15 protein-coding genes are annotated in these 15,943 nt (G+C 50.0%); 6 read left to right on the top strand and 9 right to left on the bottom strand.

Annotated elements, in window-relative coordinates:
* The first annotated feature begins 321 nt into the window (after positions 1-321).
* Positions 322-2,235, top strand: a complete 1,914-nt coding sequence (chuA, locus tag A31E_RS05665) for a TonB-dependent heme/hemoglobin receptor ChuA/ShuA (protein WP_311933278.1) — start codon at positions 322-324, stop codon at positions 2,233-2,235.
* 48 nt (positions 2,236-2,283) lie between these two features.
* A complete protein-coding gene (chuS, locus tag A31E_RS05670; RefSeq protein ID WP_016249317.1) occupies positions 2,284-3,312 on the top strand; it encodes a hematinate-forming heme oxygenase ChuS in 1,029 nt (342 codons plus the stop codon).
* A gap of 61 nt (positions 3,313-3,373) precedes the next feature.
* On the opposite strand, the gene A31E_RS05675 is transcribed toward chuS, so the two are convergent.
* From A31E_RS05675 to arsR, 5 genes are all read right to left on the bottom strand, one after another.
* The gene (locus A31E_RS05675) at positions 3,374-3,904 is read right to left on the bottom strand and encodes a helix-turn-helix domain-containing protein (RefSeq protein WP_000478606.1); all 531 of its coding nucleotides are present in this window, start codon (positions 3,902-3,904) and stop codon (positions 3,374-3,376) included.
* Positions 3,905-4,046: 142 nt separating this feature from the next.
* On the bottom strand, positions 4,047-4,613 hold the full coding sequence (gene slp / locus A31E_RS05680) for an outer membrane lipoprotein Slp (protein WP_001044202.1): 567 nt from the start codon (positions 4,611-4,613) through the stop codon (positions 4,047-4,049).
* A 390-nt stretch (positions 4,614-5,003) separates the two neighbouring features.
* The gene (gene arsC / locus A31E_RS05685; RefSeq protein ID WP_000065763.1) at positions 5,004-5,429 is read right to left on the bottom strand and encodes a glutaredoxin-dependent arsenate reductase; all 426 of its coding nucleotides are present in this window, start codon (positions 5,427-5,429) and stop codon (positions 5,004-5,006) included.
* A gap of 12 nt (positions 5,430-5,441) precedes the next feature.
* Positions 5,442-6,731: an arsenite/antimonite:H(+) antiporter ArsB gene (gene arsB / locus A31E_RS05690; RefSeq protein WP_016249316.1), complete on the bottom strand. Its 1,290-nt coding sequence runs from the start codon at positions 6,729-6,731 to the stop codon at positions 5,442-5,444.
* 54 nt (positions 6,732-6,785) lie between these two features.
* On the bottom strand, positions 6,786-7,139 hold the full coding sequence (gene arsR / locus A31E_RS05695) for an As(III)-sensing metalloregulatory transcriptional repressor ArsR (protein ID WP_000025636.1): 354 nt from the start codon (positions 7,137-7,139) through the stop codon (positions 6,786-6,788).
* Positions 7,140-7,448: 309 nt separating this feature from the next.
* On the opposite strand from arsR, the gene dinQ reads away from it, so the two are divergent.
* Entirely contained in the window at positions 7,449-7,532 is an 84-nt protein-coding gene (dinQ, locus tag A31E_RS0123065; RefSeq protein ID WP_001295215.1) for a damage-inducible type I toxin DinQ, read from the top strand.
* Positions 7,533-7,585: 53 nt separating this feature from the next.
* Here dinQ and gorA read toward each other — a convergent pair whose 3' ends face one another.
* Complete coding sequence (gorA, locus tag A31E_RS05705) at positions 7,586-8,938, bottom strand: glutathione-disulfide reductase (protein WP_001517286.1); 1,353 nt, start codon at positions 8,936-8,938, stop codon at positions 7,586-7,588.
* 71 nt (positions 8,939-9,009) lie between these two features.
* Positions 9,010-9,852 (bottom strand): 23S rRNA (adenine(2030)-N(6))-methyltransferase, encoded by an 843-nt coding sequence (gene rlmJ, locus A31E_RS05710; RefSeq protein ID WP_001517285.1) that lies wholly within the window; start codon positions 9,850-9,852, stop codon positions 9,010-9,012.
* Positions 9,853-10,114: 262 nt separating this feature from the next.
* Between rlmJ and prlC the strand changes: the two genes are divergently transcribed.
* Complete coding sequence (gene prlC, locus A31E_RS05715) at positions 10,115-12,157, top strand: oligopeptidase A (protein ID WP_000184159.1); 2,043 nt, start codon at positions 10,115-10,117, stop codon at positions 12,155-12,157.
* 7 nt (positions 12,158-12,164) lie between these two features.
* Entirely contained in the window at positions 12,165-12,917 is a 753-nt protein-coding gene (rsmJ, locus tag A31E_RS05720; RefSeq protein ID WP_001517284.1) for a 16S rRNA (guanine(1516)-N(2))-methyltransferase RsmJ, read from the top strand.
* A 47-nt stretch (positions 12,918-12,964) separates the two neighbouring features.
* Here the strand turns inward: rsmJ and dtpB are convergent, their stop codons facing one another.
* Together dtpB and uspA are read right to left on the bottom strand one after the other, a co-directional pair.
* A complete protein-coding gene (gene dtpB / locus A31E_RS05725) occupies positions 12,965-14,434 on the bottom strand; it encodes a dipeptide/tripeptide permease DtpB (RefSeq protein WP_001098671.1) in 1,470 nt (489 codons plus the stop codon).
* A gap of 308 nt (positions 14,435-14,742) precedes the next feature.
* Entirely contained in the window at positions 14,743-15,177 is a 435-nt protein-coding gene (uspA, locus tag A31E_RS05730) for a universal stress protein UspA (RefSeq protein ID WP_000323571.1), read from the bottom strand.
* 390 nt (positions 15,178-15,567) lie between these two features.
* Between uspA and uspB the strand changes: the two genes are divergently transcribed.
* A complete protein-coding gene (gene uspB, locus A31E_RS05735) occupies positions 15,568-15,903 on the top strand; it encodes a universal stress protein UspB (protein ID WP_000626185.1) in 336 nt (111 codons plus the stop codon).
* The last annotated feature ends 40 nt before the right edge of the window (positions 15,904-15,943 follow it).

Genomic DNA, 15,943 nt, shown 5'->3' with positions numbered 1-15,943 from the left:
AATTCATAGCTTTTGCGAAGGATAACGCACAGCACTCTTCACTTCAGACGTGGTGTACCACTTTGCCTGACAAAGAGGGCGTGCTTTTGCGCAATGGTCAGAAATACCAGGTAATTTCACGGGATATAAACGCCAATTAACTCACCCGGCTAATACTATCGCGTTGAATCACAAATAAATTTATTTTTCGCCAGCCACCCCGGTTTTTACCCAGGCAGCCAGCATTTTTTATTTTCCTCATGGAGAATCGCTATGTCACGTCCGCAATTTACCTCGTTGCGCTTGAGTTTGTTGGCTTTGGCTGTTTCTGCCAGCTTGCCGATGATTGCTTTTGCTACTGAAACCATGACCGTTACGGCAACAGGGAATGCACGCAGTTCCTTCGAAGCGCCAATGATGGTCAGCGTTATCGACACTTCCGCCCCTGAAAACCAAACGGCTACGTCAGCCACCGATCTACTGCGTCATGTTCCAGGGATTACCCTTGATGGTACTGGGCGTACAAATGGACAGGATGTGAATATGCGTGGCTATGACCATCGCGGCGTGTTGATCCTTGTTGATGGTGTTCGTCAGGGAACCGATACCGGGCACCTGAATGGGACTTTCCTCGATCCGGCGCTGATCAAACGTGTTGAGATTGTCCGTGGACCTTCGGCATTACTGTATGGCAGTGGCGCATTGGGAGGGGTTATCTCCTACGATACGGTCGATGCAAAAGATTTATTGCAGGAAGGACAAAGCAGCGGTTTTCGTGTCTTTGGCACTGGCGGCACGGGAGATCATAGCCTGGGGTTAGGCGCGAGTGCTTTTGGGCGAACGGAAAATCTGGATGGTATTGTGGCCTGGTCCAGCCGCGATCGTGGTGATTTACGCCAGAGCAATGGCGAAACCGCGCCGAATGATGAGGCCATTAATAACATGTTGGCGAAAGGGACCTGGCAAATTGATTCTGCCCAGGCTCTGAGTGGATTAGTGCGTTATTACAATAACGACGCGCGCGAACCAAAAAATCCGCAGACCGTTGAAGCTTCTGACAGCAGTAATCCGATGGTTGATCGTTCAACGATTCAACGTGATGCGCAACTTGCTTATAAACTCGCGCCAGTGGGCAACGACTGGTTAAATGCCGATGCAAAAGTTTACTGGTCGGAAGTCCGTATTAATGCCCAGAACACGGGGAGTTCCGGCGAATATCGTGAACAGACAACAAAAGGTGCCAAACTGGAGAACCGCTCCACGCTGTTTGCCGATAGTTTTGCTTCTCACCTGCTGACATATGGCGGTGAGTATTATCGTCAGGAACAGCATCCGGGCGGTGCGACAACGGGCTTCCCGCAAGCGAAAATCGATTTCAGCTCCGGCTGGCTACAGGATGAGATCACCTTACGCGATCTGCCGATTACCCTGCTCGGCGGAACCCGCTATGACAGCTATCGCGGCAGCAGTGATGGTTACAAAGATGTTGATGCCGACAAATGGTCGTCTCGCGCGGGGATGACTATCAACCCGACCAACTGGCTAATGTTATTTGGTTCGTATGCCCAGGCATTCCGTGCGCCGACGATGGGTGAAATGTACAACGATTCTAAGCACTTCTCGATTGGTCGCTTCTATACCAACTATTGGGTGCCGAACCCGAACTTACGTCCGGAAACCAACGAAACTCAGGAATACGGCTTTGGGCTGCGTTTTGATGACCTGATGTTGTCCAATGATGCCCTGGAATTTAAAGCCAGCTACTTTGATACCAAAGCGAAGGATTACATCTCCACAACCGTCGATTTCGCGGCGGCGACAACCATGTCTTATAACGTCCCGAACGCCAAAATCTGGGGTTGGGATGTAATGACGAAATATACCACTGACCTGTTTAGCCTTGATGTGGCCTATAACCGTACCCGCGGCAAAGACACCGATACCGGAGAATATATCTCCAGCATTAACCCGGATACCGTTACCAGCACCCTGAATATTCCGATCGCCCACAGTGGCTTCTCTGTCGGCTGGGTTGGTACGTTTGCCGATCGCTCAACACATGTCAGCAGCAGTTACAGCAAACAACCAGGCTACGGCGTGAATGATTTCTACGTTAGTTATCAAGGACAGCAGGCGCTCAAAGGCATGACCACCACTCTGGTACTGGGCAACGCCTTCGATAAAGAGTACTGGTCACCGCAGGGTATCCCGCAGGATGGTCGTAACGGAAAAATTTTCGTGAGTTATCAATGGTAATCATCAGCCCCGATATTTCGGGGCATTTATCTGGAAGGAAGAGAGACAATGAACCACTACACACGCTGGCTTGAGTTAAAAGAACAAAATCCCGGAAAGTACGCGCGTGACATCGCAGGTTTAATGAATATCAGCGAAGCAGAACTGGCATTTGCCCGTGTCACGCACGATGCGTGGCGGATGCGCGGCGATATTCGTGAAATTCTCGCGGCGCTGGAAAGCGTTGGCGAAACCAAATGTATCTGTCGTAATGAATATGCTGTTCATGAGCAAGTTGGGGCATTTACCAACCAGCATTTGAACGGCCATGCCGGATTAATACTCAATCCGCGCGCGCTGGATCTGCGTCTGTTTCTCAACCAGTGGGCCAGTGTTTTCCATATAAAAGAAACCACGGCTCGCGGCGAACGTCAGAGTGTTCAGTTCTTTGATCATCAGGGCGATGCGTTACTGAAAGTTTATGCCACCGACAATACCGATATGGCGGCATGGAGCGAGCTTCTGGCGCGTTTTATTGTCGAGGAAAATACGCCGCTTGAGTTAACAACGGTTGATGCACCTGCTGCGCATAGCAACGTCGATGCCAGTGCTGTAGAGCAAGAGTGGCGTGCGATGACGGATGTTCATCAGTTTTTTACGCTGCTCAAGCGGCATAACCTGATGCGCCAACAGGCGTTTAAACTGGTGGCAGACGATCTGGCCTGCAAAGTCGCCAATAGTGCGCTGGCGCAGATTCTGGAATCCGCCCAGCGAGATGGCAATGAGATCATGGTGTTTGTTGGCAACCGTGGCTGCGTACAAATTTTCACGGGTGTGGTAGAAAAAGTGGTGCCAATGAAAGGCTGGCTGAATATTTTCAACCCAACATTTACTCTTCATCTATTAGAAGAGAGCATCGCTGAAACCTGGGTTACCCGTAAACCGACCAGCGATGGCTACGTGACCAGCCTGGAATTGTTTGCCCATGATGGTACGCAGATTGCGCAACTTTATGGTCAACGTACAGAAGGCGAACAAGAGCAAGCGCAATGGCGTAAACAGATTGCGGCACTGACGCAAGAAGGCGTTGCTGCGTAACGTGTCATTGTCCGGAGGTCTGGCTGTCGCCGGGCCTCTTTATAAATATCGGCTGGAGAATTCAGACCAGATAATCAATATGTTGATGCCGTACCAGTTCGTTGATCCGCCTGAGGTTGAGGATCATCATAATATTGTGTTTATGGCAGTAGAATGTTTTTAATGAGATTTTTAGTTTTCCCAGAATATCTTCTGTCGTCATTTGATTTGCAATGCAGGTCAGAACCTGATGCTGTTTGCGCGAGAGTGACACATCCGCTTCTGGCGCAGAACAGTAACTGCCATTGAGCAGCGCGACAAAGTCAATAATCGTAATATTTCTCTGAACAAAAGTTACCGGGACTTTCCCCAGACAGCGTTTAATATTAAACGGCGAGAAAACAATGACATGGACAGGTTGCAGACGTTCAATTTTGTTGAGCATTGATGAGTGGAATACATTATTCATTAATGTATCAATAATCACCAAAGCACTCTGATGCAACGTTAAGTCAATCTCTTCTTCGTTCTGTATATGAACGACATTACCCTTACTCAAAATATTTTTCATTGCGGTGAAAAACATGATGTCTTTGGTAATTATAAGAAACATAACCGACTCCTGTTGCGAGCATTAACTTCATAATCAGGTTGCCAAAGGTAATAAACAGGGCAGGACTTATAATTATAGTTGTATATTAATATTCATATTAAAGATGCAGATATTTGGAAAATATCTGCATCTTTAAACTAAATTATTTCACCAGTTCTGGCGTTACCTGGCTAACCGCATTGGTGTAATAAGGTGCGCCCCAGCCGGGTTCTGGCCAGAATGCGCCGTAGCCGTAATCCCACAGGTTGTAGGTGGTGTTGACCACTTCTCTCAAATGCCACACCTGAATCCCCTGTACATTCACGTCAACGAAGTTATACGGGACTTTATTGATAAAACCTGGCTGTTCGCCCTGAATCGTGCCGAGAACGGTGACAAAGTGGTTACGGTAGTTCACTGGGTCAAGGAAGCCATTTTGTCTGGCGAGCAGGCGACCCTGATAGTTGGCTTCAATTTCAGGTTTGGCATAGCTATCCAGCGGTAATACGGCGATTTCTAACAACGTATCTGTTTTGCCGTTAATAACGTTGATAACCTTACCGCCAAAGCGTGCCTGTTGACCAACATACAAATTTGGTTGGTTATGAACAGCAACAAAACTTTTTTGAATATCAGGTTGGTTATTGCCTTTGATATTTTGCGGAATCGAACTACATGCGGCAAGAAAAAATGAAAGGCTGAAGATGAGTGCACCTTTTGTCTTGTTCATGTTACTATCCTTATCAACAAATGTTAAAACCATAATAGATATTTCTTTATGGTTTTCATCCAATTCTCAGGTGATATGCCTGATAGTAATGTAAACCTGTCTGATATTTATATCTTGAACATTAGTCCCAGAGAGAGCATTGCTGTGTGATGTTATTACCCGTCTATTTATAATACTAGTCCTTTATTTAACTATTTTAATTAAATTGTTTTTTCTCTTATGGAACATAGAGTGCTAATTATTATCATTATGGTGATAACTGTTTATTAAAAGGGAAACTATTTATCTGTGAGGGCAGGAAGCGCAATTTACTGAAATTGCACGATCTCGCATCCGCTAAGAAATGATACGCGCTGCGTCAACGATTAGGGGCACAGTCGCCCCCTTTGTTTATTTTAATCGTTTACCTGAATCATCAACCACTTTCTCACCGTCTTCTTTGGTGAACGCCCCTTTCTGAGCATCCGGCAGGATCTCCAGCACTACTTCCGAAGGGCGGCACAGCCGGGTTCCCAACTGTGTTACCACAATTGGACGGTTAATCAGAATCGGGTGTTGCAACATAAAGTCGATTAACTGATCGTCAGTAAATTTATCGTCTGCAAGACTCAGTTCCTCATATGGTTCAACGTTTTTACGCAGCAGCGCGCGTACCGAAATTCCCATATCGGCAATGAGTTTGACCAGCTCGTCACGAGCCGGTGGGGTTTCCAGATAGTGGATAATAGTCGGTTCTGTACCGCTGTTGCGGATCATCTCCAGTGTATTACGCGACGTGCCGCAGGCCGGGTTGTGATAAATGGTAATGTTGCTCATATCAGTATCTCATTACAAAGTGAAAGAGAGACGTAGCGCCAGCGTGACCAGCGTTACAAACAGCACCGGCAGGGTCATAATAATTCCTGTACGGAAGTAATCCCCCCAGCTAATCGTCATATTCTTCTGCGAAAGTACGTGCAACCAGAGCAGTGTTGCCAGGCTACCAATTGGCGTAATTTTCGGCCCCAGATCGCAGCCAATAACGTTGGCGTAAACCATCGCTTCTTTGATCACGCCGGACGCCGTGCTGCCATCAATAGACAACGCACCAACCAGTACCGTAGGCATATTGTTCATAATAGAAGAGAGGAAGGCGGTCAGAAATCCGGTGCCCAGCGTCGCGGCCCACAGACCGTTATCTGCCAATACATTAAGTACGCCAGAAAGGTATTCTGTTAGCCCCGCATTGCGCAGGCCATAAACCACCAGATACATGCCGAGTGAGAAGATGACAATCTGCCAGGGTGCGCCGCGTAGCACTTTACCCGTATTGATAGCATGGCCGCGTTTAGCGATTACAAACAAAATTAGCGCGCCCACTGCCGCAATGGCGCTTACCGGGATACCGAGCGGTTCCAGAACGAAAAATCCCGCCAGCAAAAGCAATAAAACAACCCAGCCCGTTTTGAAGGTGGCAGGATCTTTAATTGCTTCGGCGGGAGGTTTCAGCAATGCCATATCGTAGTTCTGTGGAATATCTTTGCGAAAGTAGAGATGCAACATCACCAGCGTGGCCAGTATTGCGGCGATGTCCACCGGCACCATGACCGAGGCATATTCGCTAAAGCCGAGGCCAAAGAAATCTGCCGAAACGATATTTACCAGGTTGGATACGATAAGCGGCAGGCTGGCGGTATCGGCAATGAATCCAGCCGCCATGACGAATGCAAGCGTTGTGCCTTTACTGAAACCTAAAGCCAGCAACATGGCGATAACGATCGGCGTCAAAATAAGTGCCGCGCCATCATTGGCAAACAGAGCCGCAACGGTCGCACCGAGCAGGACTATCCAGGTAAACAGCAAGCGGCCACGCCCATGACCCCAACGTGAAACATGCAGCGCCGCCCATTCGAAAAAACCGGATTCGTCCAGCAGCAGGCTGATGATAATAACGGCAATAAATGCAGTAGTCGCATTCCAGACAATATTCCACACCACAGGAATATCGCCCGGATGTACCACACCCGTAACTAACGCCAGTCCCGCGCCCAACGCCGCACTCCAGCCGATGCCTAAACCTTTCGGCTGCCAGATAACCAATATGATGGTCAGGACAAAAATAGCGCCTGCCAGTAACATAATGCCTCCCTGAAATAACATATGCGAAAATTCATATATGTGTGGGTGAATTTTTTAGCTGCAAATGGTCTTACTGTCTGCGGAACAATTTTGTCGGGCCAGGTTACGGACAATTGCCTGAACATTTTCCTGTTCACATCTCCAGGTCTGCTCAATAATTTTCGCAGCCCAGGAAGGAATATGCGGCGATAAACGGTAATGAACCCACTTACCTTGTTTGCGATCCAGCAATAAGCCGCTTTCACGCAGCAATGCCAGGTGGCGTGAGATCTTGGGCTGCGACTGATTCAGGGCAGTACAGAGATCACAGACGCATAACTCACCCATCTCGCTGAGCAGTAAAACGATACTCAAACGCGTTTCATCGGCAAGAATTTTGAACAGTTGGATGGGTAACAGAATTGACATATTGCGCTCCTGATTGTTGCAGGTAGTGTCTCTCTTCGAAATGAATAAGTCAAAAACATATATGATTTAACGGATGTATAGGTGCAAAGGAAGGTAATGGGTGTGAATTAAGAGTTGGGTATTTATTTGAAAAGGGGTCTGAATCAGGACGTAAAAAAACCGACTTGTCGTCGGTTTTTTACTTTCCAGCCCAGAGTTGGTGGCCCTGGTCGGAGTGAGATAGTCGTTATCTAACAATGAGACATGCACCGTGACAGGCAATGGATGAGTAAGCGGATGCATTCTCACTCCATAGCATGGAGAAAACGGGTGATTGATAAAGCAATCATTGTTCTTGGGGCGTTAATTGCGTTGCTGGAACTGATCCGCTTCCTGCTTCAGCTTCTGAACTGATAGCGGAAACGTAGCTAAGGGCAAAGAGCACACCACTCTTTGCCCTTTAACATTTAACGCATAGTAACGAACTCTTCTGCCGCCGTCGGGTGAATAGCGACGGTGTTGTCGAAGTCTTTCTTGGTTGCGCCCATCTTCAGCGCTACCGCGAAGCCCTGCAACATTTCATCCATACCAAAACCAATACCATGAATACCGACAATCTTCTCTTCTGGCCCAACGCATACCAGCTTCATGCGGCACGGCTGGCGGTGAGTGGTGACAGCGGTATACATGGCGGTGAAAGAGGATTTATACACTTTCACCTGATCGTCGCCGTACTGCTCACGCGCCTGCGGTTCTGTTAAACCAACAGTACCAATCGGCGGATGGCTGAAAACGACGGTCGGAATATTGCTGTAATCCAGATGTTCATCCGGCTTGTTATTAAACAGGCGTTCAGAGAGACGACGACCCGCTGCTACTGCAACCGGCGTCAGTTCCACCGCGCCAGTGTTATCGCCCACCGCGTAAATACCTTCAACGTTAGTATTTTGATATTTATCGACGACGATATAACCTTTTTCGTTGGTTTTAACGCCAGCAGCTTCGAGGTTGATATTGTCATTGGCAGGTTCACGCCCAATCGCCCAAATCAGGCAATCCACCGTTTCACTGCGACCATCTTCCAGCTCCAGCGTCAGGCTGCCATCGGCATTTTTCACCACCGCTTTCGGGATTGCATTGGTGTGCAGTTGTGGGCCTTCGGCGTTCATCACCTCGACCAGTGTTTCAGTGATCATCGGATCAAAGCTGCGCAGTGGTGCGTGTTTACGCACAAACAGATGCGTTTTCGCGCCGAGGCCGTTAATCACGCCAGCCAGTTCAACGGCGATGTAACCTGCGCCAACAACCGCCACGCGCTCTGGTAAAGCGGGAAGGGCGAAGAAACCATCAGAATCAATGCCGTATTCCACGCCCGGAATATCCGGATGGCTCGGACGGCCACCGGTGGCGATCAGAATATGATCAGCAGTGATGGTTTCACCGTTAACTTCCAGCGTTTTGGCATCAACGAAGCGAGCAAAACCTTTGATTACATCGACGTTATTTTTACCGAGTACGTTTTCATAGGAGGTATGGATACGGTCGATATAGGCGGTACGGCTGGCGATCAATGTATCCCAGTTGAACTTATTAATGGTGGTATCAAAGCCATAATCCGGGCCGTACATGTGGATGGCTTCACGGATTTGCGCCGCGTGCCACATCACTTTTTTCGGCACGCAGCCGACGTTCACGCAGGTGCCGCCCAGTTCTTTGGCTTCAATCAGCGCGCATTTCTGGCCGTACATAGCCGCGCGGTTGATGGAGGCGATACCGCCGCTGCCGCCGCCGATGGCGATGTAATCATAGTGTTTAGTCATGACAGAGTGTCCTTATCGTTGATTACCGCGATTGTAGCGCGAGACGTAAAAGGTGCCAGCAATGGCTGCAATTACTCCGGTACGATCCAGTTTACGGTAGCGTGCCCGGTGCCTGCCGGAACCAGTTTGCTGTGTAGCCACGGCAGCACGTTATTCATTTGCTGTTCCAGCTTCCACGGAGGGTTAATGACAATCATGCCAGAAGCGGTCATGCCACGGCGATCGCTGTCTGGCAGCACCGCCAGTTCAATTTGCAGAATTTTGCGAATACCGGTCGCTTCCAGATCGTGGATCATGCGCTTAATTTGCTGACGCAGCACTACCGGATACCACAATGCGTAAGTGCCAGTGGCGAAACGTTTGTAGCCTTCTGCTATCCCACTGACCACCGCCTGATAGTCTGTTTTCATTTCATACGGCGGGTCGATAAGGATCAGGCCACGGCGGGAGACCGGCGGCAGTTTAGCTTTAAGCTGCAGGAAGCCGTCAGCTTTTTCTACGCGCGCACGGCTGTCTTTCTGAAATTCAGAACGCAGTAACGGATAATCGCTGGGGTGCAACTCGGTCAGTTGCAGGCTGTCTTGTTCACGCAGTAACTGACGGGCAATCAACGGCGAACCAGGGTAATAACGTAGCTGCCCACTACGGTTGAAGTGTTTTACCACATTGATGTACGACTCCAATTCTGCGGGCAGGTCATCCTGCTGCCAGATACGGGCGATGCCTTCGAGATATTCGCCTGTACGCTCGGCATGTTCGCTACTTAACTGATAACGCCCCGCACCCGCGTGGGTATCGAGATAGAGAAACGGTTTATCTTTCTCTTTCAGCGACTCAATGATCAGGCTCTGAACGGTATGTTTAAGGACGTCGGCGTGGTTGCCAGCGTGAAAGCTGTGGCGATAACTGAGCATGGGTAAAGGTGTTCCGGTAAGTAAAAATCGGCCCGTATTCGGGGCGCACAAAAGCGTATCAGAACAGTATACCGAAAAGAGGCCGCCGCCGCGAAAGCGTAACGTTTCTCATTGAAATTCACTACACTTAACCCCATGCTATTACCCATTACGCGTCGGATGGCATCGGCCTACCAAAGTAGGTCGGATAAGACGCCTGCGTCGCATCCGGCGAAAGCGCCTGCGAGCGTTTCGTTCCCCCTATTTAACCAGGACTGTACCTATGACGAATCCGTTACTGACTCCCTTTGAACTCCCGCCGTTTTCAAAAATCCTCCCGGAACATGTGGTTCCAGCCGTCACTAAGGCGTTGAACGACTGCCGCGAAAATGTAGAGCGCGTGGTAGCGCAAGGGGCACCGTACACCTGGGAAAATCTCTGCCAGCCGCTTGCAGAAGTCGATGATGTACTGGGACGTATTTTCTCCCCGGTTAGCCACCTGAACTCGGTGAAAAATAGCCCGGAACTGCGTGAAGCTTACGAACAAACGCTGCCGCTGCTGTCGGAATACAGCACCTGGGTAGGGCAACATGAAGGGCTATATAAAGCGTACCGTGACCTGCGCGATGGCGATTACTACGCCACGCTGAACACAGCGCAGAAAAAAGCGGTTGATAACGCACTGCGTGATTTTGAACTTTCTGGCATCGGCCTGCCGAAAGAAAAACAGCAGCGTTACGGTGAGATTGCTACCCGTCTTTCCGAACTGGGCAACCAGTACAGCAACAACGTCCTCGATGCGACGATGGGCTGGACTAAACTCGTCACCGACGAAGCGGAACTGGCGGGTATGCCAGAAAGTGCATTGGCTGCGGCAAAAGCTCAGGCCGAAGCGAAAGAACTGGAAGGTTACCTGCTGACGTTGGATATCCCAAGCTATCTGCCGGTAATGACCTACTGCGACAACCAGGCCCTGCGTGAAGAGATGTATCGCGCTTACAGCACCCGCGCCTCCGATCAAGGCCCGAACGCTGGTAAGTGGGACAACAGTAAAGTGATGGAAGAGATCCTCACCTTGCGTCATGAACTGGCGCAATTGCTGGGTTTTGAAAACTACGCCTTTAAATCACTCGCCACTAAAATGGCAGAAAATCCGCAGCAGGTGCTTGATTTCTTAACCGATCTGGCAAAACGCGCACGTCCACAAGGTGAAAAAGAACTGGCGCAACTGCGCGCCTTCGCCAAAGCCGAATTTGGCGTCGATGAGTTGCAGCCGTGGGATATTGCGTACTACAGCGAAAAACAAAAACAGCATCTTTATAGCATCAGCGACGAACAACTGCGTCCGTACTTTCCGGAAAACAAAGCGGTTAACGGCCTGTTTGAAGTGGTTAAACGTATTTACGGCATCACCGCCAAAGAGCGTAAGGATGTCGATGTCTGGCATCCGGATGTACGTTTCTTCGAACTCTATGACGAGAACAACGAACTGCGCGGCAGCTTCTACCTCGATCTGTATGCCCGTGAAAACAAGCGCGGCGGGGCGTGGATGGATGACTGCGTAGGCCAGATGCGTAAAGCCGACGGTTCGCTGCAAAAACCGGTCGCTTACCTGACCTGTAACTTCAACCGTCCGGTGAATGGTAAACCGGCGCTGTTTACCCACGACGAAGTGATCACCCTGTTCCATGAGTTCGGTCACGGCCTGCATCATATGCTGACCCGCATCGAGACCGCAGGCGTTTCCGGTATCAACGGGGTGCCGTGGGATGCAGTCGAACTGCCGAGTCAGTTTATGGAAAACTGGTGCTGGGAGCCGGAGGCGCTGGCGTTTATCTCTGGTCATTATGAAACCGGCGAACCGCTGCCGAAAGAGCTGCTGGATAAAATGCTGGCGGCGAAAAACTACCAGGCAGCGCTGTTTATTCTGCGTCAACTGGAGTTCGGCCTGTTCGATTTCCGTCTGCACGCGGAGTTCCGTCCTGAACAAGGCGCGAAGATCCTCGAAACGCTGGCAGAAATCAAAAAACTGGTTGCCGTGGTGCCGTCTCCATCCTGGGGGCGTTTCCCACATGCTTTCAGTCACATTTTTGCCGGAGGTTATGCAGCAGGTTACTACAGCTACCTGTGGGCCGACGTGCTGGCGGCGGATGCCTTCTCACGCTTTGAAGAAGAGGGTATTTTCAACCGTGAAACCGGACAGTCATTCCTCGACAATATTCTGAGCCGTGGCGGTTCAGAAGAGCCGATGGAGCTGTTCAAACGCTTCCGTGGTCGTGAACCGCAACTGGATGCGATGCTGGAGCATTACGGCATTAAGGGCTGATCAGTCAGTGAAAATCTGCTTAATTGATGAATCGGGCACCGGAGACGGTGCCTTATCTGTTCTGGCGACCCGCTGGGGGCTGGAGCACGATGAAGACAACCTGATGGCCTTAGTGTTAACGCCGGAGCATCTGGAACTGCGCAAGCGCGATGAGCCGAAACTTGGCGGTATTTTTGTTGATTTTGTTGGCGGAGCGATGGCACACCGACGCAGATTCGGCGGCGGACGCGGTGAGGCGGTAGCAAAAGCGGTGGGCATTAAGGGTGATTATCTGCCGGATGTAGTCGATGCCACTGCAGGTTTGGGGCGCGATGCCTTTGTGCTGGCTTCGGTGGGCTGCCGCGTGCGGATGCTGGAGCGTAATCCGGTGGTTGCCGCGCTGCTCGATGATGGCCTGGCGCGTGGCTATGCCGATGCGGAAATCGGCGGCTGGTTACAGGAACGTTTGCAGTTAATTCACGCCTCCAGCCTGACGGCGCTGACCGATATTACCCCGCGCCCACAGGTGGTCTATCTCGACCCGATGTTCCCGCATAAGCAGAAAAGTGCGTTAGTGAAAAAAGAGATGCGCGTGTTTCAGTCGCTGGTTGGGCCGGATCTCGATGCGGATGGGTTGCTGGAGCCTGCTCGCCAGTTAGCGACAAAACGCGTGGTGGTCAAACGGCCGGACTACGCCCCGCCGCTGGCGAATGTCGCCACGCCTAACGCGGTCGTTACCAAAGGGCATCGCTTTGATATTTATGCCGGGACACCAGCGTAAAAGTAAACCGGGTAGCGTTACTGCTACCCGGTTTGCTGCAGGAAAAATTAATTGCTTTCTGGCGTCTCAATCATCCGTTTCAGCCACGGCACCATCAGCAGCATTACCACCGCAACGCCCAGCGTGACCAGACCAATTTTGCTAAACACATCGATGTAGACCGGTAATGTCTGTAGCGGATCGGTAATGTTGTCCGGCACGGCGGTAAATGTCGCTACATAGCCGCCCAGCAAGAATGCGGCTGCCTGCGTCAGGAACCACATCCCGAGAATAAATCCCATCAAATGCTGCGGCACCAGCGCAGCAATCATCGCCAGACCCAGGGCGCTAATAAACAGTTCACCCAGGCTCTGGAACAAGTAAACCAGGACGATAAACCACGGCGATGTCAGTCCCTGGGCATCAGCAAACCACATCCCCGCAGCGGCGGCAGTCAGAAAACCCAATGAACACATAAACATGCCAAGGGTGAATTTCATCGGCATCGAGAGATCTTTGCCTTTGCTGCCCAGACGGGTATAGATAGTCGCCAGTACCGGGCTGGCAATGACCACCCAGAACGGATTGAGCGCCTGGAAGCTGACCGGGTTGATGGAAAAGCCGAGGATTTCATGATGCACGTTGTTGATGGCAAAGAAGTTCAGTGATGTTGGCATCTGGGCGTAGAGGATGTAAAACACCACCGCTTCGAGCATCAGCACAAAGGCGACAAACATCTTGTTGCGCCCGGTTTTATCCAGCTTGAATGCCTGACGGAAGAAAATAATGGTGACGACGATGGAGAGGACTATCAGCACCAGGTTGGCAACTTCCACGTTGTGCATCAGCCATGCGCAGACGAAGATCATCACAACGCTGCCAATCAACACGTACAACAGTTTGCTGAAGCTCATTGGTCGGAAGTCTGGCGCAGAACCAATATCTTTTACCATTCCACGACAGGCGATGTAGACCAGTAACGCGACAATTAACCCCGCACCGCACAGATTATAGGTGACGGAATAACCAAATCTGTCAGCGATAACTGGTGCCAGCGATAATGCTATCAACGAGCCGATGTTGATTGACATGTAAAACAGGGTGAAAGCGCCATCGAGCCGCGGATCTTTTGGCGGATAGCACTTAGAAAGCAAGCTGGCAGGGTTGGCTTTAAACAAGCCGTTGCCGACGGCGATAGTCCCCAGCGCGATGAAGATCAGGTCAGGTTTGAGTAACGACATCCCGGTCATAAAGTAGCCAATCGCCAGCACAATTGCCCCGAGAACAATGGTGCGTTTGGTTCCCAATAGATGGTCGCCAACATAACCGCCGATCGAGATAAGGCCATAGACCAGCGCCGCAAAGGCACCAAAGGTGACAAAGGCTTGCTCTTGTGAAAATCCGAGCTGTTTAACGAAGAAAACCGCCAGCACGCCTTGCACGCCGTAGTAGCCGAATCGTTCCCATAATTCGACAAAAAAGATCATAAAAAATGGGCGAGGTTGCTGCAGCATCCCAGTGGGTGTTGTTGTATTCATATTTATTAACCTTCCAATACCGTCCTGAAAAGTATGAACGCGTAAGTGATTGCGCGCGAAAGATTTTACACGCGTCTAAAATTCTTAATATTGATGTAATGAATGCATTAATGCACTATCACAGCAAAAATAACCAGCCAATCATGCTGATGTTTTTATGTGTAATGGCGTTACATGCTTTTTTATGGGGTGTAAATTTGAATTGCTCGCTACGCAGTGAGCTTTCTGACTGCAGATTAACATCGGCTCAAAACAAAAAGCAGAACGCCCGCATGAGCGGGCGTTCAGGAGCAAGTAGAGGGGAATGATTATTCTTCTTCGTCACGCAGTGGAACAATCAGCATATCAACGTGAACGGTGTTGATTAGCTGGCGTGCGGAAGACATCAGTTTGCTCCAGAAGTCCTGGTGATGACCACAAACCACCAGATCCATATCGTATTTCTTGATCGCATCAACCAGAACCTGACCCAGATCGCCGCTGCCGCTCAGAGTTTCAGTAATTGGGTAGCCTGCGTTAGTGGAAAGCTCAGTCAGCGCGTGATGAGTCTCTTCGGAAATGCGTTTCTGCATATCACCCAGATTCACATCAATAAGTCCGGTGTATAGGTCAGAGTAGTTTACATCTACGTGGATCAGAGAAACCTTCGCATTGTAGGGGCGGGCCATAGAGACCGCTTTCTCTACCAGAACTTTGCTTTCCGGGGAGAGATCGACCGCGATGAGAATGTGTTTATAAGCCATAGTGTTACTCCTTCCATAAAGTTGTCGATGACTGGCCAGCTAGCGTTTCTTGTGCCGTTACGTCACCCGCGTCCTGCGAACTACGTGCGCGGGGCTAACCCAGCCGTAAAGATTCAGTGTTAAGACCATCCTTACCTTATAGCGACCTGGATGATCCGTCAATCCGCCTTGCTTACCAATCAGATAATCAAATTTTCGACATGAATATATTGATAGTGGTTAACCTTATGGAAAAAAAACAACCTGATCTCCTACACTATCTATAGAGCCGCTCGGATGTTCGTTACGACAAAAGCGGTTTCTCCAGGACCTGGTGTTAACTGATTGGCAGCGTATCGGGAGCGGTAGCCCCGGGGTGGAACTCCGTGGGCAGGTCGCCGGGGAGGAGGTATGATAAGCACCGTCGCATTATTTTGGGCTTTATGTGTCGTTTGCATTGTTAACATGGCGCGCTATTTCTCATCACTACGCGCGTTGTTAGTGGTACTGCGTAATTGCGATCCATTGCTCTATCAATATGTTGATGGAGGGGGCTTTTTTACCTCACATGGCCAACCCAACAAACAGGTTCGTCTCGTTTGGTATATCTATGCTCAGAGGTATCGTGATCATCACGATGATGAGTTTATTCGTCGCTGCGAGCGTGTGCGTCGGCAGTTTATCCTGACCAGCGCATTGTGTGGTCTGGTGGTGATAAGCCTGATTGCATTGATGATTTGGCATTAAGTACCACGGCAATAAGGCATAAAAAAAGCGGGCCAGAAAA

The sequence above is a fragment of the Escherichia sp. KTE159 genome, assembly GCF_000408805.1.
Lineage (GTDB): Bacteria > Pseudomonadota > Gammaproteobacteria > Enterobacterales > Enterobacteriaceae > Escherichia > Escherichia marmotae.
The sequence above is the reverse complement of the archived record's forward strand: the minus strand, read 5'-3'. Positions and strand labels throughout refer to the sequence as shown.